Source organism: Stenotrophomonas sp. YJH_SMC_29 (assembly GCF_059371235.1).
Window position 1 is genome coordinate 190,312 of the sequence record NZ_JCAFUK010000005.1, and the last position, 24,559, is coordinate 214,870.

The 24,559-nt window shown below is 65.9% G+C and carries 28 protein-coding genes and 1 tRNA gene; 16 read left to right on the forward strand and 13 right to left on the reverse strand.

The features are described 5' to 3' along the window. Positions 1–207: 207 nt before the first annotated feature. The 14 genes from AC5P9I_RS08055 to AC5P9I_RS08120 all read left to right on the forward strand — a co-directional run bounded on the left by AC5P9I_RS08055 (position 208) and on the right by AC5P9I_RS08120 (position 11,986). Positions 208–762 carry a hypothetical protein gene (locus tag AC5P9I_RS08055; RefSeq protein ID WP_049469203.1) on the forward strand — a complete coding sequence of 185 codons (555 nt, stop codon included), beginning with the start codon at positions 208–210 and terminating at the stop codon, positions 760–762. After that, entirely contained in the window at positions 759–1,349 is a 591-nt protein-coding gene (locus AC5P9I_RS08060; protein WP_049469199.1) for a phage baseplate assembly protein V, read from the forward strand. The genes AC5P9I_RS08055 and AC5P9I_RS08060 overlap by 4 nt, the downstream gene beginning before the upstream one ends. Before the next feature lie 52 nt (positions 1,350–1,401). Continuing rightward, on the forward strand, positions 1,402–1,740 hold the full coding sequence (locus AC5P9I_RS08065) for a GPW/gp25 family protein (protein WP_049469197.1): 339 nt from the start codon (positions 1,402–1,404) through the stop codon (positions 1,738–1,740). A gap of 2 nt (positions 1,741–1,742) precedes the next feature. Beyond that, the gene (locus AC5P9I_RS08070; protein ID WP_049469193.1) at positions 1,743–2,639 is read left to right on the forward strand and encodes a baseplate assembly protein; all 897 of its coding nucleotides are present in this window, start codon (positions 1,743–1,745) and stop codon (positions 2,637–2,639) included. Beyond that, on the forward strand, positions 2,632–3,411 hold the full coding sequence (locus AC5P9I_RS08075) for a phage tail protein I (RefSeq protein ID WP_049469190.1): 780 nt from the start codon (positions 2,632–2,634) through the stop codon (positions 3,409–3,411). The genes AC5P9I_RS08070 and AC5P9I_RS08075 overlap by 8 nt, the downstream gene beginning before the upstream one ends. Before the next feature lie 7 nt (positions 3,412–3,418). Further along, positions 3,419–4,888 (forward strand): tail fiber protein, encoded by a 1,470-nt coding sequence (locus AC5P9I_RS08080; RefSeq protein ID WP_049469189.1) that lies wholly within the window; start codon positions 3,419–3,421, stop codon positions 4,886–4,888. A gap of 10 nt (positions 4,889–4,898) precedes the next feature. Next, the gene (locus tag AC5P9I_RS08085) at positions 4,899–5,477 is read left to right on the forward strand and encodes a hypothetical protein (protein WP_231353016.1); all 579 of its coding nucleotides are present in this window, start codon (positions 4,899–4,901) and stop codon (positions 5,475–5,477) included. A gap of 107 nt (positions 5,478–5,584) precedes the next feature. Then, the gene (locus AC5P9I_RS08090) at positions 5,585–6,784 is read left to right on the forward strand and encodes a phage tail sheath C-terminal domain-containing protein (protein ID WP_049469185.1); all 1,200 of its coding nucleotides are present in this window, start codon (positions 5,585–5,587) and stop codon (positions 6,782–6,784) included. A 2-nt stretch (positions 6,785–6,786) separates the two neighbouring features. Beyond that, entirely contained in the window at positions 6,787–7,290 is a 504-nt protein-coding gene (locus tag AC5P9I_RS08095) for a phage major tail tube protein (protein ID WP_005412457.1), read from the forward strand. A gap of 80 nt (positions 7,291–7,370) precedes the next feature. Beyond that, positions 7,371–7,661 (forward strand): phage tail assembly protein, encoded by a 291-nt coding sequence (locus tag AC5P9I_RS08100; protein ID WP_049469182.1) that lies wholly within the window; start codon positions 7,371–7,373, stop codon positions 7,659–7,661. Positions 7,662–7,781: 120 nt separating this feature from the next. Beyond that, the gene (locus AC5P9I_RS08105; protein WP_130768428.1) at positions 7,782–10,253 is read left to right on the forward strand and encodes a phage tail tape measure protein; all 2,472 of its coding nucleotides are present in this window, start codon (positions 7,782–7,784) and stop codon (positions 10,251–10,253) included. 2 nt (positions 10,254–10,255) lie between these two features. Continuing rightward, positions 10,256–10,723 carry a phage tail protein gene (locus AC5P9I_RS08110; protein ID WP_049469176.1) on the forward strand — a complete coding sequence of 156 codons (468 nt, stop codon included), beginning with the start codon at positions 10,256–10,258 and terminating at the stop codon, positions 10,721–10,723. Then, positions 10,707–10,922 carry a tail protein X gene (locus AC5P9I_RS08115; protein WP_049430174.1) on the forward strand — a complete coding sequence of 72 codons (216 nt, stop codon included), beginning with the start codon at positions 10,707–10,709 and terminating at the stop codon, positions 10,920–10,922. The genes AC5P9I_RS08110 and AC5P9I_RS08115 overlap by 17 nt, the downstream gene beginning before the upstream one ends. Continuing rightward, positions 10,913–11,986, forward strand: a complete 1,074-nt coding sequence (locus AC5P9I_RS08120) for a phage late control D family protein (RefSeq protein ID WP_049469172.1) — start codon at positions 10,913–10,915, stop codon at positions 11,984–11,986. The genes AC5P9I_RS08115 and AC5P9I_RS08120 overlap by 10 nt, the downstream gene beginning before the upstream one ends. Positions 11,987–12,017: 31 nt before the next feature. Here the strand turns inward: AC5P9I_RS08120 and AC5P9I_RS08125 are convergent, their stop codons facing one another. Next, positions 12,018–12,398 (reverse strand): tautomerase family protein, encoded by a 381-nt coding sequence (locus AC5P9I_RS08125; RefSeq protein ID WP_005415517.1) that lies wholly within the window; start codon positions 12,396–12,398, stop codon positions 12,018–12,020. Positions 12,399–12,963: 565 nt separating this feature from the next. Here AC5P9I_RS08125 and AC5P9I_RS08130 point away from each other — a divergent pair. Both AC5P9I_RS08130 and AC5P9I_RS08135 read left to right on the forward strand, forming a co-directional pair. Next, complete coding sequence (locus tag AC5P9I_RS08130) at positions 12,964–13,371, forward strand: hypothetical protein (protein ID WP_049469169.1); 408 nt, start codon at positions 12,964–12,966, stop codon at positions 13,369–13,371. 52 nt (positions 13,372–13,423) lie between these two features. Continuing rightward, positions 13,424–13,987 carry a hypothetical protein gene (locus AC5P9I_RS08135; protein WP_088476249.1) on the forward strand — a complete coding sequence of 188 codons (564 nt, stop codon included), beginning with the start codon at positions 13,424–13,426 and terminating at the stop codon, positions 13,985–13,987. 85 nt (positions 13,988–14,072) lie between these two features. Here the strand turns inward: AC5P9I_RS08135 and AC5P9I_RS08140 are convergent. From AC5P9I_RS08140 to AC5P9I_RS08195, 12 genes are all read right to left on the reverse strand, one after another. Next, positions 14,073–14,147, reverse strand: a tRNA-Val gene (locus AC5P9I_RS08140). Between the two features lie 133 nt (positions 14,148–14,280). After that, entirely contained in the window at positions 14,281–14,634 is a 354-nt protein-coding gene (locus tag AC5P9I_RS08145) for a PilZ domain-containing protein (protein WP_005412452.1), read from the reverse strand. Next, positions 14,631–15,587 (reverse strand): DNA polymerase III subunit delta', encoded by a 957-nt coding sequence (locus AC5P9I_RS08150; protein WP_049469129.1) that lies wholly within the window; start codon positions 15,585–15,587, stop codon positions 14,631–14,633. The genes AC5P9I_RS08145 and AC5P9I_RS08150 overlap by 4 nt, the downstream gene beginning before the upstream one ends. Next, the gene (gene tmk, locus AC5P9I_RS08155) at positions 15,584–16,249 is read right to left on the reverse strand and encodes a dTMP kinase (RefSeq protein WP_049469126.1); all 666 of its coding nucleotides are present in this window, start codon (positions 16,247–16,249) and stop codon (positions 15,584–15,586) included. The genes AC5P9I_RS08150 and tmk overlap by 4 nt, the downstream gene beginning before the upstream one ends. Further along, positions 16,246–17,307, reverse strand: a complete 1,062-nt coding sequence (gene mltG / locus AC5P9I_RS08160; RefSeq protein WP_049469123.1) for an endolytic transglycosylase MltG — start codon at positions 17,305–17,307, stop codon at positions 16,246–16,248. Before mltG ends, tmk begins: the two co-directional genes overlap by 4 nt. A gap of 210 nt (positions 17,308–17,517) precedes the next feature. Continuing rightward, positions 17,518–18,882 carry an aminodeoxychorismate synthase component I gene (locus tag AC5P9I_RS08165; RefSeq protein ID WP_088476248.1) on the reverse strand — a complete coding sequence of 455 codons (1,365 nt, stop codon included), beginning with the start codon at positions 18,880–18,882 and terminating at the stop codon, positions 17,518–17,520. A gap of 92 nt (positions 18,883–18,974) precedes the next feature. Continuing rightward, positions 18,975–20,237 (reverse strand): beta-ketoacyl-ACP synthase II, encoded by a 1,263-nt coding sequence (gene fabF, locus AC5P9I_RS08170; RefSeq protein ID WP_049471064.1) that lies wholly within the window; start codon positions 20,235–20,237, stop codon positions 18,975–18,977. A gap of 142 nt (positions 20,238–20,379) precedes the next feature. Further along, entirely contained in the window at positions 20,380–20,619 is a 240-nt protein-coding gene (gene acpP, locus AC5P9I_RS08175) for an acyl carrier protein (RefSeq protein WP_005415509.1), read from the reverse strand. Between the two features lie 152 nt (positions 20,620–20,771). Beyond that, the gene (gene fabG / locus AC5P9I_RS08180) at positions 20,772–21,515 is read right to left on the reverse strand and encodes a 3-oxoacyl-ACP reductase FabG (protein ID WP_049471063.1); all 744 of its coding nucleotides are present in this window, start codon (positions 21,513–21,515) and stop codon (positions 20,772–20,774) included. An 81-nt stretch (positions 21,516–21,596) separates the two neighbouring features. Continuing rightward, on the reverse strand, positions 21,597–22,541 hold the full coding sequence (gene fabD, locus AC5P9I_RS08185; protein WP_049471061.1) for an ACP S-malonyltransferase: 945 nt from the start codon (positions 22,539–22,541) through the stop codon (positions 21,597–21,599). Positions 22,542–22,701: 160 nt separating this feature from the next. Beyond that, positions 22,702–23,484, reverse strand: coding sequence for a BUD32 family EKC/KEOPS complex subunit (locus AC5P9I_RS08190; RefSeq protein ID WP_049471060.1), 783 nt, complete (start codon positions 23,482–23,484; stop codon positions 22,702–22,704). Positions 23,485–23,561: 77 nt separating this feature from the next. Next, positions 23,562–24,539 carry a beta-ketoacyl-ACP synthase III gene (locus AC5P9I_RS08195; RefSeq protein WP_049471058.1) on the reverse strand — a complete coding sequence of 326 codons (978 nt, stop codon included), beginning with the start codon at positions 24,537–24,539 and terminating at the stop codon, positions 23,562–23,564. Positions 24,540–24,559: the final 20 nt, after the last annotated feature.

The following is a 24,559-nucleotide window of genomic DNA, read 5'->3' on the forward strand; positions in this document are numbered from 1 at the left end:
AGCCTCGGCAGCCAACGCGGCATCACCATCAATGGCGCCGCGCCGGCAGCACCCGCCGACTGCGGCAGCGGCGCCACTCCCACGCACTGAGCCTGCCGGATACGGCCACGCCTGCAATGCCACCCCACCACGGTGATGGCAACACTGGCAGCAGACCGCGCGCGCCACACAGGCCACACCCTTCTTCCCTTCCCTGCATGAGCTGACATGGCGAACGATCCCTTCCCTCCCACGCTCGATCCGCTGATTGCCGCGATCGAAGCCGCAATCCGCGCACGCTTTCCGGGGTTTGCAAGCGTCGAGTTCCATCGCGATGCCAACGCTGAGGGCATGCCCCTGCCGGCCTGCCTGCTGGCGATGACCCGCTGTGACCGCAGCAGGGACAACAATGACGGCAGTGGCCTTCTGCAGGCCACCCTGCGCTTCGAAGCACGCATTGCGCTGCCGGCGACCGAAGCAGACACGGCCATTCAGCTGCGCAACGCGGCCCTCGCCCTGGCCACCTGGCTGCACCAGCTCGGCCGCTTTCCCGGCGTGGCCAGTGGTGCGATCGATGTGATCGCAGCCTTGCCAGAAGACCCCGCGGCGGCACAGCCGGGCCTGCGCACCTGGATCGTTGAGTGGTCACTGCCGGTCGCGCTGGGCGACAACCGCTGGGACGACACTGGCGGCGTAGTGCCGCAGGCGTCCTACAGCTTCGCGCCGGAGATCGGCCGCATCCATGAGTCCCGCTACCAGCCGTTGCCGGAGCGCGCACCATGAGCGCCGAACATGCGCGGTTGATCGGCAACCTGCTGATGATCGGTGTGGTACGCGAACTGGACGGGGCAAACGGACGCGTTCGCGTCGATGCCGACGGCATGCTGACCGACTGGATTCCGTGGCTGGAACGCCGTGCGGGACCGGGCGTACGCACCTGGTGCGCACCCGAACCCGGCGAGCAGGTCGTACTGGCGTGCCCCTATGGCGACCCGGGCCAGGCGCTGGTACTCGGCAGCCTGTACCAGGACCGTTTTCCGCCGCCGGCCGACTCGCGCCTGCGGCAGTGCACCGAGTTCGCCGACGGCAGCATCGTCGAGTACGACCAGGAAACCACCACGCTCAACGTCCATGTCGGCAGCGGCAAGGTCATTGTCACCTGCGCGAATGCACAGGTGATCGCCAGCGAATCGATCGTGCTCGATACACCCTCGATCAAGGCGACCGGCGATCTGGATGTCAGCGGCGCGATCAGCGCCGGCAAGGACATCAGCACACCAAGCGAGATCAAGGCCGGTGCCATCGGGCTGAAGGCACACACGCACACCGCGCAGGGCCCAACCGCCCCGACCACGCCGGCGCAGGCCTGAGCGGCCACGCCTGCAATGCCCTGAAAACCCGCACTCCACGACGATAGAGGCCATGCGAGGAATCGACGCCAACACCGGCAAATCACTGGATGGGCTCGCCCATCTGCAACAGTCCGTGCGTGACATTCTCACCACGCCCCTTGGCTCCCGCGTGCTGCGTCGCGAATACGGTTCACGCGTGTTTGAACTGATCGATGCGCCGACCAACCGCTCGCTGCGCATGGACCTGATTGCGGCCACCGTCGACGCGCTCGCGCGATGGGAACCGCGTCTCCACGTCGAGAACGTCGACGTCTCCCTCCCCGCCCCCGGCGTGATGATCCTGGCAGTGACCGGGATCCACCTGCCGGACGGCGAGGCCATCACCATCGAAGGAATCGAGGTTCGCTAACCGTGGCATCCGGCTCGTTCACCAGTGTCAATCTATCCCAGCTGCCTGCCCCGGCGGTCATCGAAGTGCTCGATTTCGAAGCCATGTTCGATGAATCGCTGACCGCGCTGCAGGCCCTGGATCCCACCTTCGACGCGCTGCTGCCGTCGGACCCGGCCTTCAAGATCCTCGAGGTCTGCACCTACCTGCGCCTGCTCGATCGCCAGCGTGTCAACGACGCAGCGCGCGGCGTGATGCTGGCTTATGCCGGTGGCAGCGACCTGGACCACCTCGCCGCGATCTTCGGCGTCGTCCGCCAGGTGCTCGACCCGGGCAAACCGCAGGAAGGCATTCCACCGCGATATGAAAGCGATGAGGACTTCCGCCGCCGCATCCAGCTGGGCCCGGAAGGGTTCAGCGTGGCAGGACCGGAAGGTGCCTATGTATTCCATGCCCTGAGCGCGGACCCGCGGGCGCTCGACGCCAGTGCGACCAGTCCAGATCCTGGCGAAGTGGTGGTCTCGGTGCTGTCGCGCGAAGCGGATGGAACCGCCAGCCAGGGCCTGCTCGACATCGTCGAGGCGAAGCTGAGCGCGGACGACGTGCGACCGCTGACCGACCATGTGTCGGTAAAGTCGGCCACGATCATCAACTACACCGTTGACGCTACGCTCTTTACCTTCGCCGGTCCCGACTCCCAAGTGGTTCTGGCTGAAGCACGCACCCGCCTGGACCGCTACATCAGCGAATCGCACCGGCTCGGCCGCGACGTCACCCGTTCGGGTCTGTTCGCCGCCCTTCACGCCGAGGGCGTGCAGCGTGTGGAGATCAGCAGCCCTGCGACGGACATCGTCGTCGATCGTACGCAGGCCACGTACTGCACCCACATCACACTGATGCATGGCGGCAACGATGAGTGACGCCACCACCCGCGTGATCAGCGCGCGCCTGCGCGGCGCCATCGATGGGCGGAACCGTACCTTCCGTCATCCCGGGGGTGCACTGGCGACCTTGCAGGCGGTGTACCGCATCGACGAGCAAGGGCGGCAGCGCTTGCCTGATGCTGTGATCAGCGGCGCCACGGCCACTCTGTCGGCCGCACCAGCACCCGGCATGCTGATCGAGGGTGACGCACGGATCGTGGTTCGAGCCGACCACGCTGTGCTGCCCCCAAATGCCACCCACGCCGAACGTGGTTTGGCTCGCGCCATCGTCGCTCGCCCGCTGCCGGTGGACATCACCGCACTGTGGGACGCCGACCGCTGTCCAGCCGCCCTGCTGCCTTGGCTTGCCTGGGCCTTGTCCGTAGATGAATGGAAGGCCTACTGGCCGGAGACAGTGAAGCGAGCGCGCGTACGCACCGCGATCGCCATCCAGCGCCGCAAGGGAACCTGGGGCAGCGTGCGCGATGTCGTCGCCGCTTTTGGTGGCTCGATCCTGATCCGTGAATGGTGGGAAACGCAGCCGCAGGGCGCGCCACACACATTCGAAGCGGTGATGACCATCGCCAATCAGGGCGGCGAAACCGCCACCGCCAAGTTCGTCGACGATGTGATCGGAGAGATCACCCGGACCAAGCCGGTGCGCTCGCATTTCACCTTCACCCAGGGCATGCAGTCCGACGCCACTGTCGGTGCGCTCGCGAGTTCCCATGTCACGGCATTTCGCCGCATCCAACTGATCGGAGAGTAATTCCCGCATGCGCTTGAAAATCACCGACGCTGGCTTCGCCAAGCTGGTCAACACGTCGAACACCGGCACCAACGCCGTCCTGGTCACGCAAGTCGGCCTGACGTCCACCGCCTTCACACCTTTGCCGGAGCTAACGACGCTTCCTGGTGAAATCAAGCGCCTGGCGACGTTCGGCGGCCAAGCAGTAGGCGACGACACCGTACACGTCACCATCCGCGATGACACTGTTTCCGCGTACAGCCTACGCGGCTTCGGCCTTTACCTGGCTGACGGCACCCTGTTCGCCACTTATGGCCAAGCCGATCCGATCATGGAGAAGACGTCCGAATCGATGTTGCTGCTGGCAACCGATACCCGCTTCAGCGAGATCGACGCCACGCAGATCCAATTCGGAAACGCGGAATTCATCTACCCCCCTGCAACCACTGAGGTACGGGGCGTGGTCGAGCTGGCCACCAGCAGCGAAGCCGAAGAAGGCGCGGACAGCGAGCGCGCCATCACGCCGCGCGGCCTGCGCGCCTTCATCGACAAGCGTTTCGGTGCATCTGCGCCGAGCACGTTCGTGCGCACCTTGTTGTCGATCGCCACCGATGCTGCATTCCGATCGGCGCTAGGCCTGAAGTCCGCGGCACTGAAAGACGAGGGTGCCGACAAGGGTCTCGATGCCGATCTGCTCGATGGCCGCCATGGCACTCATTACCTGGACTGGCGAAACATGACCGGCGTTCCGTCCAGTGTGCACGTGCCCGGCCAGGTGATCATGTTCGCGGGCTCCGCCGCCCCCAACGGGATGCTGCTGTGCAATGGCGCTGCTGTGCCACGTGCCACGTATCCTGCGTTGTTCGCCGCCATCGGTACACGATATGGATCCGGCGATGGCACGACGAGCTTCAATCTTCCGCTGATCCGCGAAGGTACGGTCGTTGTGCAAACGACTGAACCACAATCGGTTGGTACATTCACAACGGGCGCTGTCATCGCCCACGCGCATACGGGCTCGACCGAGAATGCTGGGCTGCACGGTCACGCCCTGACCATCGGGAATGCGGGTGGTCACGCCCATGGCGCCAGTGCCAGCGCTGTCGGCGACCATGCTCATGGAGCGTGGACCGACGCGCAGGGAAGCCACAACCACGGCGTGAACGACCCTGGGCATTCCCACACCTGGAATGGTCCGGCGTCCGGCGGCAGCGGTGGATGGGCCGCAGCCACGGGTGCACGCCCCAACCCTACCGGCACCAGCCACAACGGTACAGGCATCTGGCTCAACGATGCGGGCGGTCATGGGCACAACATCGGTATGAACGGCGCCGGAGCACACACCCACTCGATCTCGGTCGCCGCAGTTGGTGACCACAGCCACCCTGCTTCCGTCTCGAACGGCGGCGAACACAGCCACGCCGTGAATGTCAGGCCCACCGGCGGCGACACAAACCTGCCCGCCGGTCTTCGAATGATCTATTGCATTGCTTACTGAGGACACACGATTGTTTACCGAATCGCGCTTTGCACACGCCTATGATCCGCTGACACGCGCGTATATGGGTGCAGTGAAACTACAGCCCTCGCCGGACGGCCGCTGGCATCTTCCGGAGTACACCGTGGAAGCGGCGCCACAACTTCCCGCTGGCGAGTATCGGTCGTTCCGCCTGAGTGACGATGGCAGCCACTGGGAGCAGGTCCCTGATTTCCGCAACCGGATGCTCTGGAACACGGTCACATCTGCAGTAGTGCCCAATCGCCTGGCGCTGGGTGACAGCCTGCCCCCGGAAGTGACGCTGTCCGCTCCCCATCCGCTGATGAGCGGGGATACCCACTTCAATGCCTGGAACGCAGAAGCCCGGCGCTGGGAGCTGAAACCCGACTACAGCAACCGTCCGCTGTGGAACCGGATCGACGGCAGCCTCGCCGCGCCACTCGCTCGTGGCGAAACCCTTCCTCCCAGTGTCATTGACCGGGCACCGCCCGCTGATCGCACCGGCCCAATCACTTACGACGAAGCTACCGCAAGCTGGGTAAGCGTCACTGCATCCGACTCCACACTCACAGTACCGGCGCAAACGTGATCCCGGACCACGGCTGCAATTATCCCAGCCGCGCCCAGGTACGAACATGTCCCCATGCGGCACAGGTCGTGACCGCAGCACCCACTCAACCAAGGAAAAAACAACGCATGGCCGAATTTCTGCATGGCGTGCAGGTCGTCAACATTGATGGTGGCTCCCGCTCGATCGCCGTTGCCTCGAGCAGCGTCATCGGCATCGTGGGTACCGCGCCCCGCGCCGACAAGATCGCCTTCCCGTACAACACTCCCGTCCTGGTAACCTCGCGTTCGCAGGCAGCCAAGCTGCTCACCAACGCCGCCACCGAAGTGGATGACGGCACCCTACCGGGCCAACTCGACGCCATCTTCGACCAGTCCAACGCCGTCGTCGTCGTCGTCCGTATCGAGAAGGGCGCCACCGAGAACGACACTCTGGCCAATGTGCTGGGCGGCGTAGACCCGCAAACCGGTGCCTACACCGGCGTACATGCCCTGCTGGCGGCCAAGTCGGTGGTGGGCATCAAGCCACGCATCCTGGCGGTGCCGGGCTTCACCCACACCCACGAAAAGCGTGACACCGAGCTGCTCGCCAACCCGGTTGTATCCGAACTGCTCGGCATCGCCGACAAGCTGCGCGCTGTGATCATCAAGGACGGCCCGAACAGCAACGACGACGCTGCCAAGTCCACCGCCGCCCTGACCGGCTCCAAGCGTGTCTATGTGGTCGACCCGGCGCTGCTGGTGCAGTCCGGTGATGCCATCGTCACCCGCTACGCCTCCGGTGCCGTGGCCGGTGCCATCGCCCGCAGCGACAACGAGCGCGGCTGGTGGGTTTCGCCGTCGAACCTGGAACTCAACGGCGTGGTCGGTACCGCGCGTGCGATCGACTTCGGCCTGTCTGACGCGACCAGCCGCGCCAACCTGCTGAACCAGGCCAACGTGGCGACCGTCATCCGCGAAGGGGGCTTCCGCCTCTGGGGCAACCGCACCACCAGCGCCGATCCGAAGTGGCAGTTCCTGTGCGTGGTGCGCACCGCCGACATCATTGCCGACAGCCTCGAGGCTGCGCATCTGTGGGCTGTCGACCGCGGCATCAGCAAGACCTACGTCGATGACGTGCGCGAGGGCGTCAATGCCTTCCTGCGCGGCCTGAAGACCCAGGGCGCGATTCTCGGCGGCAATTGCTGGATCGACCCCGAACTGAACGCAGCGGACAGCGTGGCCCAGGGCCGCTTCTACTGGGACTTCGACTTCACGCCGACCTACCCGGGCGAGCAGCTGACCTTCCGCATGCACATGAATAACAACTACGTCTCGGAGATCTTCTAAGCATGGCACGCAAGATCCGTAAGAACTTCAACTTCTACGTCGACGGCAAGGGTTATGCCGGCAGCGTGATGTCCTTCACCGCTCCCAAGCTGTCGCTGAAGACCGAGGACTTCCAGGCCGGCGGCATGCTGGCCCCGACCGAGATCGTGCTCGGCCATGAAAAGCTGACGGCCGATGTCGAGTTCGCCTCGGACGACGCGGAGATCATGAGCAAATTCCACGTCATCGAAAGCAAGGAATACGGCTTCACCGCCCGCGAAGCACTGGAAGGCGATGACGGCGAAGTGACCCAGGTCGTGCACAACATGCGCGGCAAGGTGAAGCTGCTGGACCGCGGCGAAACCAAGGTCGGCGAGAAGGGCACGATCAAGGTCAGCCTGGCGCTGAGCTACTACAAGCTGACCCATGGCGCTCAGGTCGTGCAGGAGATCGACGTGGTCAACATGATCGCACGCCAGGGCGGCGTGGACGTGCTGGCCGGCATCCGCGGCGCGCTGGGCATCTGAGCCCTCGCCGCACCGAACAACCCGGGGGTGCCACGCGCCCCCGGATCCATCGCACTACATCGAACCCGAGAAACGCATCCATGTCCAGCAAGACCAAGACCCCCACCGACGCCGTCGTCGAGCGCGATGGCTTCGCCGAGATCACCCTTACCCGACCGCGCGAGGTCAACGGCATGGAGACCGCCGTGCTGCGCATGCGCGAGCCGACCGTGGAAGACATGGAGCGCTACCAGGATGACAAGGGTAGCGACGCACAACGCGAGGTGCGCATGATCGCCAACCTGTGCGAGATCTCGCCGGACGACGTGCGCAAGATGCCGCTGCGCGACTATGCCCGACTGCAGGCCGGCGTGGCGCTTTTTACCACCTGACCCTGCCGCAGATCAGGCAGGGAGCGCTCGCCTTGGCCGGGCATACCGGCTGGGGCCTGCGCGAGATCATGACGCTGCGGGTGTCGAAGTTCATCTGGTGGATTCAGGGGTTGCCGGTACATGGCCAATAACGTTCAAACGACAACGATCACGATCGGCGGCTCGGTGTCCAAATCGCTGCAGGACGCATTGTCCTTCGCCAATGATGGCATCAAGCGCATCGGCACCGAGATGACACTGCTGGACCGCAGGCTTGCCCGTCTGAGCACGACGAGCAAGGAGTACGCCCGCATGCGTACCCAGGTCGACGCGTTGCGTGCCTCGCAGGAGGCACTGGAGCGCATCGAGGCAAAGCGCACCGCCAATCTGGAGAAGCGCGAGAAGCTCGGCTCGGCATTCGGCGAGGCACGCGGTGCGCTTGGCACAGCGGTTACCGCGCTGGCCAAGCCGGTGGAGAACGCCTCCGGCTTCGCCCGCCAGAACCAGCAGATTGGCGTGGCAGCCAACCTCAGCCGGGCCCAGGTGAGCGCGCTGGGCCGAGCCATCCTGGAACAGTCGCGTACGACCAACCAGGGTGCCGATGCTTTGCAGCGCTCGATCAAGTTGATGATCGATGCCGGCATGGATGCACAGTCGGCGCAGGCCAGCCTGGGCGCGGTCGGGCGGACCACCACCGTCACGGGCGCCAGCATCGATGATGTGGCCCAGGCCGCGGCCGCCTTGCAGCAGTCGTTCGATATCGATCCCTCGCGCATGCAGAACGCGCTGGACGTGCTGGTCGTCAACAGCCGGCAGGGCGGTCTGGGCCTGAAAGACATGGCCGAGGTGCTGCCTGCCCTGGGTTCGTCGTTCGAAGCGATGAAGCTGCAGGGCACGTCGGCTGCCGCCACCCTCGGTGCCGCCCTTCAGGCCACGCTGGATTCGGCCGGCGGCGCCGACAAGGCCGCCAGCAACATGAAGAGCTTCATGTCGTCCGTCCTGTCGCCGGAACTGCAGAACAAGGCAAAGAAGAGCCTCAATCTGGATCTGCGCAAGATCATTGGTGACGCACAGACCGACGGCGGCAATCCCTTCGATGCTGCGATGCAGGGAATCATCCAGGCCACCGCGGGCGACCAGAAGAAGATCGGCGCCCTGTTCGGCGATGCCCAGGCGAAGAACTTCGTCCAGCCGATGATAGAGAACTGGGACAGCTACATCCGGATCCGCGACACGGCCCTGAACGGATCATCGGGCACCACCGATGCCGCCTACGTGGATGCTATGCAGACCGATCCGCAGAAGATCGAAGGCGCGAAGATCGCCGTGGACAATCTGTCCAAGGCCTTCGGCGCCGCCCTGCTGCCTGCGGTGGGCGAAGCGGCGGTCAAGCTGACCGAACTGCTGAACGGGGTCACCTCGTTCGTGCAGGAAAACCCGAAGCTGATCGCCAACACCACGCAGATCGTGGTCGGCATGCTGGGCATGCGCACGGCGGTGCTCGGCGCACGCTACGCCTGGACGTTCCTGCAGGGCCCGATCCTGGCTGTGCAGAAGGCGTGCGAGCTGTTCCGGGGCGGCAGCCTGCTGGCCCAGATGGGACGCTTCGGGCCGATGGCCATGCGCCTGGCATCAGGCTTCCGCATCGTCGCTACCGCCGTCGGTGCAATCGGTGGTGGACCCATCGCTCTTGCGGTCGCCGCCATCACCGCCGGCGCCCTGCTGGTGCGCAAGTACTGGGAGCCGATCAAGGCGTTCCTGGGCGGCGTATGGGAAGGCCTGAGCGGTGCAGGCACTGCGGCGATGGGGGAACTGATGCGCGCGGTCGAACCGCTGCGCCCCGCTTGGGAGGTCATGAGTGGCCTGATCGGACAGGCCTGGGATTGGCTGTCAAGGATGCTCGCACCAGCGCAGTACACCGGCAACGAGCTGTCACGGGTTGCCCAGATCGGCAGCTTCCTCGGTACCGTTCTGATGGAAGGCCTGCGAATGAACATCCAGCTCATCAGCGGCCTCGTGCAGTACGTCGTCTGGATGGGCAACGTGTACACGACCGTCGCCAGCGGGATCGGTAGCGTAATGAGCATGATGTGGACCACGATCAAGTCCGGTGCCGAATCCCTGTTCAACTGGCTCGTCCAGAAGCTGGATTTCCTCATGCCCTACGTCGTGAAGCTGATGGGGTTCGTCGAAGGGGGAATTGGCAAGGTCAGTGCGCTGGTCGGCAAGGGCCTGGATTTCGGGAAGGAGGTACTCACAGGCAGTGCTGAAGCAATCGGCAACGGCATGATCGGGTACACCAACATGCGGGCCGGCGGTCGAGGTGGCCTGGATGATGCCGCGGGCCTGGTCGGGGACGTCGCCACGCTGGACGGCCCGGGTGCTGGAAAGCGATGGGCAGGCATCAGCGAGGCCACTCGCGGCCGCACCGCGCCCGAGATGCCCTCGCCCTCTCCGCGCGGCGTCACCACCGTGCAACAACAGCAGACCAACAACATCACCATCCACCAGCAGCCGGGTGAATCCAGCGAATCCGTAGCACGTCGCACCGCCGACGAACTGCAGCGTCGCAACGCGGTTGCCGCCCGTGGTGGCCTTGCAGACAGGAATTGAGCATGAAGCGCGAGTTCGTAACCGGCACAGTGGACAAGCTGCTGTCGCAGTTCAAAGCCAACGATTCCGGCAACGCGCCAGTGCTGCTGATGCTGGGGGGCTTCAAGTTCAGCCTCAACACCGCCGTGTTCCAGGATATCCAGCAGAGCAACGAGTATGGCTGGGCAGCGCAGGAACGCATCGGCCAGATGGCTGCGCTGCAGTACACCGGGCCAGGCAAGGCCAGCATGACGCTGCCTGGCGTCATCCACTACGGGTTCCGCGGTGCCGGCAATGAGCTCTCGCAGCTGCGCAGGCTGGCCGCGCAGGGCAAGCCACAGCGGTTGCTGACCGGCAAGGGCGGGAACCTTGGGCTGTGGGTCATCGACAAGATCGACGCCACTGCCTCCGGTTTCACTGCCGATGCTGGAATCCAACGGCACGAATTCACCCTCTCACTGCGGAAGCACAGCGATGGCACGAACGTATAACACCCGCGACGGCGACGTTGTCGACCGCATCGCGTACACGCATTATGGCGAACAATCACCGGCCATCCTGCGTGCGGTATTCGACGCCAACCCGGGGCTTGCTGCACGCGGCGCCGTACTGCCTGCGGGCATGGCGATCACCCTGCCTGATGTGCAGCGCCCAGCAAACGAACGCAAGGGAGTGGCCCTGTGGGACTGAACATCGCACCTGCCTTCCGCGTGGTCGCCAACAGCCAGGACATCACCGACAAGATCATGTCGCGCTTCAAGTCGCTGCGCATCACCGACGAAACCGACAACAACTCGGACACGCTGGAACTACAGCTGGCCGATCATGATCCTTCCGATCCGATCCAGCTGCCACCGGTGGGCGCGGAGCTGGAAGCCTTCATTGGCTACGACGGTGACGTGCGGCGCATGGGCCTGTATATCTGCGACGAGGTGGAGATTTCCGGCTACCCGGGCAGCATGACCCTGCGCGCACGCGCCGCGCCGTTCGAAGCCAGCAAAGGCGGCAAGAACGATCTGCAAACACAGAAGACGCGCACCTGGAAGAAGGGCACGACCATCGGCGGCATGGTGCAGCGCATGGCCGGCGAGCACGGAATGGCCGCAGCCGTGAGCGGATCGCTGGCGTCGATCTCGCTGCCGCTGACAGTGCAATCGCAGGAATCGGACATGAACCTACTGCTGCGCTTGGCGAAGCAGCATGACGCCATCGCCAAGCCGGGCGGCGGTCGCCTGATGTTCATCAAGCGCGGCGAGTCCACGAGTGCCAGCGGCGAGCGGATTCCCGACACCACCCTGACCCCTGCCGATGGCAGTGCTTACAAGGTGAACATCGTCTCGCGCGAGAAGACCGGCACCACCATCGCGTATTACCGTGATGTACGTGGTGCCAAGCGCCGGGAGATAAAGGTGGGCAGCGGCGAACCGATCGTACGCTTGCGCATGGCCTACGCTGACCGCGAAACCGCCGAAGCCGCAGCGCGCGCCAAGCATCAGGAACAAGCCCGGCAGACGCGTACGCTCAGCTACACCCTACCCGGCCGCGAGACGCTGATCGCCGAGGCCACGGTGGTGATGCAAGGCTTCCGCGACGGCGTAGATGGGCAGTGGCTGGTCAAGCGTGCAGAGCACAGCATCAGCCACGACGGCTACGTGACCAGCATTGAGTGCGAACAACCCAACAGCGCCGACGCAGTGAAGGCGGCCAGGAGTGCGGCAGCTACCGAAGGCGAGCAGGTCGGCAGCGAAGTGTAGATCCACGCCATGCGTGGATGCTTTTCCCGCATCAACTCACGTACTGCGCCTGTCCATTACCAAACGACCAGTTCTCCTTCTTCACCTCCACCAGGTTGATGAACACATCCTCGCGGCGGATGCCCACCGCCGCATGCAGTCCATCGGCGATGCCGGCGTACAGCGCCTTCTTCTGCTCCAGCGTGCGCCCTTCGTTCCAGGTGATCTGGATGCAGATGAAGTCGTCGGTGCGATCCACGCCCAGGTAACCGGGGTCGTAGATCAGCGTGCCGGGCGCGTGTTCCTGGAAGATCTGGAAGCGATCGTTTTCCGGCACGCCCACTGCGCGCATGGCCTGGTAGATGGTTTCGCCGACGCGTTGCAGGTAGTCGGCGGATTTACCTTTGCGAAGATCGATGCGGGCGAGCGGCATGGTGGCACTCCAGAGTGGATGGGCACGGCAACGGGCTGAGACTACGCCTGCCCGGGGCGGCGGGACAGCGCAGGGATGGAACCCTCTGGCTCCATGCGTGGCATGGTCCCGCCTCAGCCGCGCGGGGTGACGCGATTGCCGTGGCGGCGTCGCTCTGGAGTCATCTCGTGCACGGTTGGCAGGGGCGGCGATGTGCGCCATCAGTGATGGGCCGCACTACTCGCAGGTGTCGGACGGCACACAACGGGAAATGTCTGGCCTGCCTAGGGACGGTTGAGAACTTTCCTTACAGACCGATGTGATTGCCCGGCCAGATGATCGCCGCGCCGAGGCAAGACGCCTTGGCCGGGATTGGCGTCTCGAATAAACGAATGAACACCCATCGCTGCGGTTTGCGCCGCAGCAGAGAGAATGTATCGATTGCCTCCATGGCGGCCGGTGCGTGGGGATCGACAGATCCGCCAGGCCTTCTTCTCGATGGGAGTTCGTTTGCCTTGGCACGCCAACCCGCACCGTCCGCCACCTTCACTCCGGAAGGTGGCCCTACGCCAGTGAGGGTTTCGCCATGACCAACCGCACCGCCGTCCATCCCCGCCTGCACACCCTGATCGGCGACGTCGCGGCCGATGTGCCGGAAGACCTCGCACGCGAGATCGAGTGCGCCCTGAACGAACAGAACCTTCCGACGCAGTCGGCCACGTTCTTCGCCCGTCTCAATGCGATCAACCATGCCGACGGTGATGACGGACAGCCGTGCATCAGCCTCACCCTCGGCGCCAGCAATCACGCTTCGTTGCGCCGCTCGCTGTCTGGGCTCGGCGCGTTGCTCGATCTGCTGCAGGCCGCCGACCGGGCGCGCAACAAAGGCGGTCCGAACGAGCAGTTGGGCGCCTTCCATATCGACGGACTGATCGTGGCCGCACGACAGTTGGTGCGCGAGGCACATCATTGCCTCTCCAGCGGCGATGCCTGACCGGCCCGGATGTGCTCCCGCTACAATCGCGCAGGGAGCGCAGGAGACCGCAATGGACGCCGAACACCTGGAGTACTTCAAGGCCGCACTGGAAGGCCGCGCAACCGTGGGCTGGAACGTCTGGTTCGCCGCCAACCAGCACGCGCTGGCACAACAGCTGAGCCGCCCTGCACTGCTGCGCCTGAAGTTCAGCACACTGGATGAAGCCGAACGCCTGCTGGCCGAGGCCGGCATCGTGCCCCGCAGCACAGCGGGCAAGCGCTACGAAATGTACTGCGCGCAGTTCTCGCCGGACGTGGTGGACGCGAACGGTCGCCCGCTACCGGCGATCTGGCGCGCGGCGCACGGCGGTGCCATCGGCCTGCTGGCCGAGGGCGAGCCGGAGGCCGGCCAAGCGAAGCTGCTCGCGGAGTTCCGCCGCGTCCGCAAGCGCGGGCTGCAGCAGGCCCACGAATGGTTGGCCGATCTGTGCTTTGAAGGCGAGATGGAGCTGACCAGCGGCAATGCCGAAGTGGGCCGTAGCCTGCTGGCGGTGGTGGTGCAGGCCGGCAGCGGCCACGACCTGCTGGATGCCACGGCGATGATGGCGCGCGAGCTGCTGGAGCGGCCCGATTGAAAGGGTGTGCGCTTCCGGCTGATCCTGCTGGATCGCAGGCAACAAAAAAGCCCCCATTGCTGGAGGCTTCTTTCGTTCTGCAACATGGTGGGCGGTACAGGGATCGAACCTGTGACCCTTGCCGTGTGAAGGCAATGCTCTACCGCTGAGCTAACCGCCCGGTGTGTTGCTGAGCCGCTCATTATAGGGGCTTTTCAGAGGCCGTCAACAGTTTTTCACATTCGTGTTCACGGGCGTTTCGGGGCACGCAGCCGAGCATGGCCCGGCGCTACAGAAGGGCCCCGCGCGCAGCCTCACATCGTATGGGTCGGCTTGTCCGAGCCGGTCAGGCCGGCCAGCAGGGTCTCGATCTTGTGGCGCACGCCCTCGCCTTCGGCACCGTCGGCCAGCTGCACGCCGATGCCGGCGGTACGGTTGCCCTGCGCGCCGGCCGGGGTCACCCAGATCACCTTGCCGGCCACCGGCAGGCGCTCGCTGGAATCGGGCAGGGTCAGCAGCAGGAATACCTCGTCGCCCAGGAAGTAACGCTTGGGCGTGGGCACGAAGATGCCGCCATTCTTCACGAACGGCATGTACGCGCTGTACAGCGCGGCTTTGTCCTTCACAGCCAGGGACAGGATGCCCTGGCGGGCGTTGCTGGCACTCATCGATTTCCCCTTGCGGCAGGCCGCTCGTTCACCTTGTTCCAGGCCAGCAGCAACTCAACCACCGCAAGGTCTGCACGCACCGTGGTGCGCAGCAGGTCGCGGGTGCGGTTGGCCGCATCGAACCAGGCTGCAAGCTTGTGCAATCGCTCCGGCGTGGTCAAGGCATCGGTGCTGGCCTGGGCCAGCGCCAGATCGGCAGCGAAGCGCAGGCGCAGCGCCGCGTTGTCATCACCACACCACTTCTGCGCCAGCTCCACCGCGCCGGTCTTGCCGGCGGCCAGCTGTTCCAGATCTCGTCCGACTTCGCGGCGCAGGCTCAGGCCGTCTTCGCGCAGCCAGTTGTCGGCCTGGCCGGGATGGCCGCGGGCGGCCTCCAGCGCTTCGCGCGCCGACGCTTCGCTGTGGCCCTGCTGCTGCAGCCAGGCCAATGCTTCGTGCTGCGGCGGCAGCTTGAATTCCAGGCGCTGGCAACGGCTGCGGATGGTCTGCGGCAGGCGTGCCGGGTCGCTGCTGATCAGCCACAGGTAGCGGCCGGGCTGCGGCTCTTCCAGGGTTTTCAGCAGCGCATTGGCGGCCGAACGGTTGATCGCATCGGCCGGATCGACGATCACCACCTGCGCCACGCCGTACTGCGGGGTCAGCGCCAATTTGTCGGTGATCTCGCGCACCTGCTCGATGACGATCTCGGTACGCAGCTTGTCGCCGCTCTTGTTCGGAATGAAGCTGACCAGCTGCAGGTCCGGATGGGTGCCGGCGGCGATCAGCTGGCGCGTGCGCGTGGCGTGCGTTGCGTCACCCTGCGCCAGCACGTGGTCGGCCAGCGCCAGCGCCACCTCGCGCTTGCCCAGCCCGGCCGGGCCGCAGATCAGCAGGCCATGACCGAGGCGACCCGCATCGAGCGCGGCCACGGTCTGGTCGAACGCGCGCTGCTGCCACGGCGAAAACGTGCTCATGCGCCCTCCCCGTCCTGCAGCCAACGCTCGATACGTGCGACCACATCGGCGGCCACGCGTTCCTGCACCTGGCCGGCGTCGATCAGCGCGAAGCGCTGCGGGTCCTGCTGTGCGCGGCTGCGGAACACTTCGCGCACGCGCTGGAAGAAATCGTCCTGCTCGCTCTCGATGCGGTCCGGCCACAGGTCGCGACCGTTGGCGCGCGCGCGGCCGACGGCCACGTCCACGTCCAGCAGCAGGGTCAGCCCCGGCAGCAGGCCGACCGCGCGGCGCTCCAGGTCGGCAATCCACTGCGGGTCAAGCCCGCGGCCACCGCCCTGGTAGGCATAGCTGGAATCGGTGAAGCGATCGCTCAGCACATAGGCACCGCGCTGCAGCGCCGGCCGGATCACCTGGCGCACATGCTGGGCGCGTGCGGCGAACACCAGCAGCAGCTCGGCTTCGGCGCTGAGCGGCTCGGCGGCGATTTCGGCATCGGGCTTCAGCACCAGGCCGCGGATGCGCTCGGCCAGCGGCGTGCCACCCGGCTCGCGGGTCAGCACCACCTCGTGGCCGTGGCTGCGCAGGCAGTCACGGATGGCATTGATGGCGGTGGTCTTGCCTGCGCCCTCGCCGCCTTCCAGGCTGACGAAACGCGGGTGGCGAAGCAGCGCGGGACTCATTGCGCCGGGGTCTCCTGGGTACGTTGCTGGCGCAGCTGCTGCAGGTAGCGGGCTACGGCGGCGTTGTGCTGGTCCAGGCTGGGCGAGAACACGTGCGCGCCGCTGCCGTCGCCCACGGCGACGAAGTACAGCGCATCACCGGCGGCCGGCTGCGCGGCGGCCATCAGCGCGTCGCGGCTGGGCATGGCGATCGGGGTCGGGGTCAGGCCGGCACGGGTATAGGTGTTGTACGGCGTATCCGTAGTCAGGTCGCGACGGCGGATGTTGCCGTCATACGCAGCACCGAGGCCGTAGATCACGGTCGGGTCGGTCTGCAGGCGCATGCCGATCTTCAGGCGGCGCATGAACACGCCGGCGATCTGCGGTCGTTCGCTGGCCAGCGCGGTTTCCTTCTCGATGATCGAGGCCAGCGTCAGCAGCTCGTAGGGCGTGTTGATCGGCAGGTCCGGCGCGCGGCTTTCCCAGGCTTCGTCCAGCGCCTTTTCCATTGCGGCGTGGGCGCGCTTGAGCACGTCCAGATCACTGTCGCCGCGCTGGTAAACGTAGGTCTCCGGCAGGAAGCGGCCTTCCGGATGCTGGCCACCGAACCCGAGGCGCTGCATCAACGCGGCGTCATCCAGGGTATCGGTGGTGTGCAGCAGCGGCTCGGCGCGCTTGAGCGCGGCACGCAACTGGCGGATGTTCCAGCCCTCGACAATCGTGACCCGGTGCTGCAGCACCTTGCCGGCACGCATGCGCAGCAGCAGCTCGCGCGGGGTCAGCTCGCCACTGAGCGCATACTCGCCCACCTTCAGTTTGCCGGCCGCATCGAGCTGCCGCGCCAGCAACTGCCACTGGGTATCCTGGCCCTCGTCCACGCCAGCCTCGCGCAGCTTGCGCAGCACGCTGTTCATGCCATCGCCGCTGGCGATGACCACGCTCTCGGCGGTCGGGGTGATCGGGGCATCGGCGAACCGGGTCTGCTGGTAGAAGAACCACGCGCCCACGCCGGCCACGACGGCGCCCAGCACCACCACCAGCGTTACCACGAACAGACACCCGCGCTTGGCTCCCGCCATGGACTACCTCTGAACTCGATTCCGTCGTGCAGGATACCGTGCCGGTGGATTGGGGTCATGACCGGGGCCACACACCCGTGCCGACCAACGGTCGGCACCCACCACAACACTGGCACCCACCGGTACGGTAGTGCCGGCCGCTGGCCGGCAAGCGCGCGGATCATGGGTGCATGAGGTTGCCGGCCAGCGGCCGGCACTACCGGAACACGCCTACCCTTGCTGGCCCAGCGCGCGCAGCAGGCCGCGAGCCTTGGCTCGGGTCTCGTCCAGTTCCTTGTCCGGGTCCGAATCGACCACGATGCCGGCGCCGGTGCGGAAGCTGACCTGGTGGCCATCCACTTCGGCGGTGCGGATCAGGATGTTCAGGTCCAGGTCGCCGTCGCGGTTCAGCCAGCCGAACGCGCCGGTGTAGGCACCGCGCGGCACCTGCTCCAGCTCGCTGATGATCTGCATGCAGCGCACCTTGGGGCAGCCGGTGATGGTGCCACCGGGGAACGTGGCGGCGATCACCTCGCCGGGGGTGACCTCCGGGCGCAGGTGGCCGCTGACGTTGCTGACGATGTGGTGCACGTGCGCGTAGCTCTCCACGGTCATCAGCTCATCGACCACCACGGTACCGGGCAGGCAGATGCGGCCCAGGTCGTTGCGCTCCAGGTCGATCAGCATCACGTGCTCGGCACGCTCCTTGGGGTGGCCGACCAGCTCCTGGATGCGCGCGGCATCATCGTCCCCCTCGAAGCGCGGACGCGTGCCGGCAATCGGACGGGTCTGCGCGTGGCCGGCATGCACCGACACCAGCCGCTCCGGCGAGGAACTGACCACATGGCGGCCGTGCGCGCTGAACAGCCCGGCGAACGGTGCCGGGTTGGCGCGGCGCAGCTGCGCGTACAGCGCCTGCGGGCTGACCGGCGCGGCAAACTGCGCGCTCCAGCGCCGCGACAGGTTCACCTGGAACACATCGCCGGCACGCAGGTACTCGATTACCCGGCGCACACCGTCGGTGAAACGTTGCGGCGCATCCTCGTCCACCGCCTGCGGCGGCTGCCAGCCCTGCCCGGCTTCCGGCAGCGCGGCCGAGGCCAGTGCCACCAGCGCATCCAGCAACGCCTGCTCGCCGGCCTCGGCGATGACGAAGCTGGCATCGTTGTGGTGATCGTGCAGCACCGCGGCCGGGCAGCGCAGCGCCAGCGCGGTCGGGCGGCCATCCTCGCGTGCGCGCGCCGGCAGCACCGGTTCGATCTGGCTGGCCACTTCGTAATCGAGCATCAACGCCCAGCCGCCGCGGAACGGCAGGCTGTGGCTGCCGTCATGCGGCAGGCGTTCGCGCTGCCAAGCACGGTCCAGTACCTGCAGGAAGCTGCCGGCGTGCACCGCGTCGTGCTGGTCGCGCACCTGGCCATCCGCATCCAGTCGCAGGCCATCACCCTGCGCGGCCAGCAGCAGGCTCCAGCGGCCCTGCGCGGTGCCCGAGGCAGTGGATTCCATCAGCAGCGGAAAGCGCGCCGGGTCATGCTGCTGCAGGGCCAGCAGATCGATCGGGTGCGGCAGCGGGTGGATCAGCGGTGCGTGGGTCATGGCAGCCAGTTCTGGGGTTCAGATGCACGGAAGCCGCCTTGCGGCGGCTCCGTAGAACGCGGCGTCGAGCATGGCCCGACGCTACACCTCGGTCAGACGCGCTTGAAGACCAGCGTGCCGTTGGTGCCGCCGAAGCCGAAACCATTGGACATCACCACGTCAACCTTGGCCTGGCGTGCTTCGTTGGGCACGTAGTCCAGGTCGCAGCCTTCGCCCGGCTGCTGCAGGTTGATGGTCGGCGGGATGACGTTGTCCTGCAGTGCCATCACCGAGAAGATCGCTTCCACGCCGCCGGCAGCACCCAGCAGGTGGCCGGTCATCGACTTGGTGGAGCTGACCATCATCTTGTAGGCGTGGTCGCCGAAGGCGGTCTTCATCGCCATCGTCTCGCCCAGGTCGCCCAGCGGCGTGGAGGTGCCGTGCGCGTTGAGGTAGCCCACCTGTTCCGGGGTCACGCCCGCGTCCTTCATGGCCATGGCCATGCAGCGCGCGGCGCCTTCGCCGTTCTCGCTCGGTGCGGTCATGTGGTACGCGTCGGAGCTGGCGCCGAAGCCGGCCAGTTCGCAGTAGATCTTCGCGCCACGTGCCTTGGCGTGCTCGTACTCTTCCAGGATCAGGATGCCGGCGCCGTCGCCCAGCACGAAGCCGTCACGGTCCTTGTCCCACGGGCGCGAGGCCTGTTCCGGGGCGTCATTGCGGGTACTCATGGCCTTCATCGCGCAGAAGCCGCCCACGGCGGTCGGCGACGAGCCACGTTCGGCACCACCGACCACCATCACGTCGGCGTCGCCGTACTGGATCATGCGCATCGCGGTGCCGATCGAGTGGTTCGAGGTCGCGCACGCCGACACCGCCGAGAACGACGGGCCCTTCAGGCCGGTGATGATGCTCAGCTGGCCCGGCAGCATGTTGATGATGGTCTTGGGCACGTAGAAGGGCGAGATCTTCTTGCCCTCATGGAACTCGATGGTCTGCTCTTCGATGCCGAGCAGGCCGCCGATGCCGGCGCCGACGATGGCGCCGATGCGCTCGGCATTGGCGTCGGTGATCTCAAGGCCCGAGTCGTGCAGGGCCATGAACGAGGCACCGAGGCCGTAATGGATGAACGGGTCCATCTTCTTGGCATCCTTGCCGCTGACCCGGAACTTGCCGAACAGTTCATTGTCGGCGGTGATGTCGAATCCCTTGACCTCACCGGCAATCTTGGTGGTGAACCGATCCAGATAGGCATCAGAAACGTTGGTCAGCGGACCGATGCCCGAACGACCGTGGGTGATGCCTTCCCAGCTGCTGGCCAGATCATTGCCCAACGGCGAGACGATACCCAGGCCGGTTACGACGACGCGACGCTTCATTGCTGATTCTCCTGGCCCGGCTGATTTCAACGGGCAACGCGGTTTGCTTCGGTGTGATGCCCAAACACACGGGGCCGCAACAGCGGCCCCATGGGGTGCGGTGCGCGGCGAGCGTGGCCCGCGCGCGCACTGCCGTCTGACATCAGGCCTTGACGTGGGCCTTGATGTAGTCGATGGCGGCCTGCACGGTGCTGATCTTCTCGGCTTCTTCGTCCGGGATCTCGCACTCGAATTCTTCTTCCAGGGCCATCACCAGCTCGACGGTGTCCAGCGAGTCAGCGCCCAGGTCATCGACGAACGATGCGCTGTTGGTGACTTCTTCTTCCTTGACGCCAAGCTGTTCGACGACGATTTTCTTGACGCGTTCTTCGATGGTGCTCATGGGATCTCGCTCCAGATGGAGTTGTGGTTCAAAAGTGGTCGCCATCAAGGGCGATGGCCGTGGGATAGTGTAGTGGAAACCGGCGCGGCCTTGCATTGCAGCAAAAACCTCCGCAGATCAACCACTTGCGGCGCAATCCCTGCGCCCCTTGCTTACGGCATGTACATGCCGCCGTTCACATGGAGGGTTTCGCCGGTGATGTAACCGGCAGCCGGGCTGGCCAGGAAGGCCACCGCATGGGCGATGTCTTCCGGCGATCCCAGGCGTTCGAGGGCGATGTCGTTGATCAGCGCGTTGCGCGCTTCTTCCGGCAACGCCTTGGTCATGTCGGTGTCGATGAAGCCAGGTGCGACAACATTGACGGTGACGCCGCGCGAACCGATTTCCTTGGCCAGCGATTTGCTGAAGCCGATGATGCCGGCCTTGGCCGCGGCGTAGTTGGCCTGGCCGGCATTGCCGGTCACGCCCACCACCGATGCGATGTTGATGATGCGGCCCTTGCGCGCCTTCATCATGCCGCGCATCACCGCCTTGCTGGTGCGGAACACGCTGGTCAGGTTGGTGTCGATGATTGACGCCCAGTCCTCGTCCTTCATGCGCATCAGCAGGTTGTCGCGGGTGATGCCGGCATTGTTGACCAGGATCGAGATCGGGCCGAATTCCTTGGCGATGCCATCGAGCACGCTGTCCAGCGCGGCGGCATCGGTGACGTTCAGCGCGCGGCCGTGACCACCGTGGGCGGCCAGGCGTTCGCCGATCGCGGCAGCGCCGGATTCGGTGGTGGCGGTACCGATGACGGTGGCGCCCTGGGCGGCCAGCAGATCGGCGATGGCGGCACCGATGCCACGGCTGGCGCCGGTGACCAGTGCGATTTCACCCTGCAGGGGCTTGCTCATGATGTTTTCCTCAGGCTGGGGCGACCGCCGCACCCGTGCCGCTTGCAGCGGCGACCGGCACGGTCGGCAGGAACAGGGGAATCAGGCCGACCACGCCTCGCGGGCGGCTTCGAAGTCGCCCGGAGTGGCCAGCGGACGGCCGTCGATGGCCTTGTCGATGCGCTTGACCAGGCCGGTCAGCACCTTGCCCGGGCCGCACTCGGCGATCCGGGTGACGCCACGGGCAGCCAGCGCCTGCACGCACCCGGTCCACTGTACCGGCTGGTACAGCTGCTGGACCAGCGCGGTGCGGAGGGCGTCCACGCCGTCGTGCACCTGGGCATCGACGTTCTGGATCACCGGCAGCTGCGGCGCCTGCCAGGACAGGCCGGCCATCACCTCGGCCAGGCGGTTGGCGGCTTCGCGCATCAGCGGGGTGTGCGAGGGCACGCTGACGGCCAGCTTGACCGCCTTGCGCACGCCCTTCTCGGCCAGCAGCGCCAGCGCACGGTCGACCGCGTCGGCGTCGCCACCGATCACGATCTGGCCCGGCGAATTGAAGTTGGCCGGCACCACCACCTGACTGCCCGCCGCTTCGGCGCAGACGTCCAGTACCAGCTGGTCTTCGGCGCCGAGCACGGCGGCCATGGCGCCGACGCCGGCCGGGGCGGCTTCCTGCATCAGCTGGCCGCGCAGGCGCACCAGGTGCGCGCCGTCATGCAGGCTCAGCGCGCCTGCGGCAACCAGGGCGGTGTACTCGCCCAGGCTGTGGCCGGCCAGCACCGACGGGCGCGGACCGCCCACGGCGTTCCAGGCGCGCCACACGCCGATACTTGCCGCCAGCAGGGCCGGCTGGGTGTATTCGGTACGGTTGAGCATTTCCTCCGGGCCACCCTGGGACAGCGCCCACAGGTCGACGCCGGCACCATCGGATGCCTCGGTGAAGGCTTCACGCACCTGCGGGTGCAGTTCGGCCAGCTCGGCCACCATGCCCACAGACTGCGAGCCCTGGCCGGGGAAGACAAAAGCGAGGGTGGATACGGTCACGCGGTCATCCGCTTGTTGCAATCGAAGCGGGCCATGATAAGGGCGAATCCGCTGTGTCGTCTGTACGTGCGCGTATGCAGGCGTATGGAGCGCGGCCGGGCAAGCGCAACGGGGTCAGATCCCTTTTCCGCAGGAAAAGGGATCTGCCCCCTGCCAGCCATCAGCAGAACAGCTGCAGCACGTCCAGATCGCCGTCGGCGAGGAAATCCACGCACAGCCCCACCAGCATCAGCACCCCGGCCGTACTGGCGCCGTGGGTGATGAAGATCGAATGGGCCAGCGCGCGCGCTGAACGCCCCAGCTTCATGCAGACCCGGGCCAGGCTGCGCAGGCGGCCACTGACCGCATGCACGTGCTCGCGCACCGGCGCCTGAACGTCGCCCATCGCTTCGGCCATCATCGCCTGCAGGTGCTCGGGGCGGTCGGCGTAGTACTTGGCCACGCCATAGCCGAACATCAGCCAGTCGCGGGCCTGCGCTTCGGACAGGTCCATCACTTCCAGCGGATCTTCCTCGAAGTCGATGAAGCCGACCTTCTCGCCATCCCAGGTGAGGTTGCGCGGCAAGGGCTGGCCGAAATAGGCCCCGCGCGCATGCGCCTGGGCGATGGACTGCATCGCCGCCATCACCAGCCGATCGCGGCCGGCCTCATCGGCTTCACGCAGGCAGGTATTGAACGAGCTGCCGTTGTCGCCGATCACCAGTGCAGCGTGGCCGGTGCCCAGCACGTCGGGCACGTTCACGCCCTGTGCCTGCAGTTCCCCCAGGCGCCGGGCTTCGGTTTCGCGTGCCGCATCGCCGCCGCGATGCGGTGGCGGGCGCAGCGCATCCAGATGGAAACGGCGCGCAACAAAATTGAGCAGGCCCAGGGCCATTGCCCGGCTTCCCTTGCCGTACTGCTTCAGCCAGGCACGTTGCCCTTCGATGACGATGGGCTCAACCATGACAGGTCCTCCTTAAACGCGTTACGGCCCCGGAGGGGCCGTAACGACAAGACTTCACATTGTCGTAACTTGCACTATCAATAGCGCAGCAGGGCCGAACCCCACGTGAAGCCGCCGCCGAAGGCCTCCAGCAGCAGCAGCTGGCCACGCTCGACCTTGCCCGAACGCACCGCGGCGTCCAGCGCCAGCGGCACCGAGCCGGAGGAGGTGTTGCCGTGCTTGTCGACGGTCACCACGACCTGGTCCATCGACATCTCCAGGCGCTTGGCGGTGGCTTCGATGATGCGCAGGTTGGCCTGGTGCGGGATCAGCCAGTCCAGGTCGGACTTGTCCAGGCCGTTGGCAGCCAGGGTCTCGTCCACGACCGAGTCCAGCGCCTTGACGGCATACTTGAACACGTCGTTGCCCTTCATGTTGATGGTGCCACCGCCGTTGGCGCCGTCCTTGAAGCCGGTCGAAACGCCGACCGGGTTCCACAGCAGTTCCTTCTTGCTGCCATCGGCATGCAGGTGGGTGCTGAGGATGCCGGTCTCTTCGTCGGCCTTCAGCACGACAGCGCCGGCGCCATCACCGAACAGCACGCAGGTGGTGCGATCGTTCCAGTCGACCATGCGGGTCAGCGTTTCGGTGCCGATCACCAGCACATGCTTGCAGTCGCCGGAGCGGATGAACTTGTCGGCCACGCCCAGCGCGAACACGAAGCCGGAACAGGCCGCGTTCACGTCGAAGGCAGGGCACCCCGCCACACCGAGCTTGGCCTGGACCAGGCACGCGGTGGACGGAAAAATGAGGTCAGGCGTGGTCGTACCGACCACGATCATGTCGAGCTGCGAGGCATCGATGCCTGCGGCTTCCAGCGCGCGCAGGGCGGCGTTGTAGCCGAGGTCGCTGGTGGTTTCGCCTTCGGCCGCGATGTGCCGTTCACGAATGCCGGTGCGCGACTGGATCCACTCGTCCGAGGTTTCGACCATTTTTTCCAGGTCGGCGTTGGTCAGGACTTTTTCCGGCAAATAGCTGCCCGTGCCCGCGATCCTCGAGTAGATCCGCTTGCTCATCATGTTTCCTGTTGCGCGGG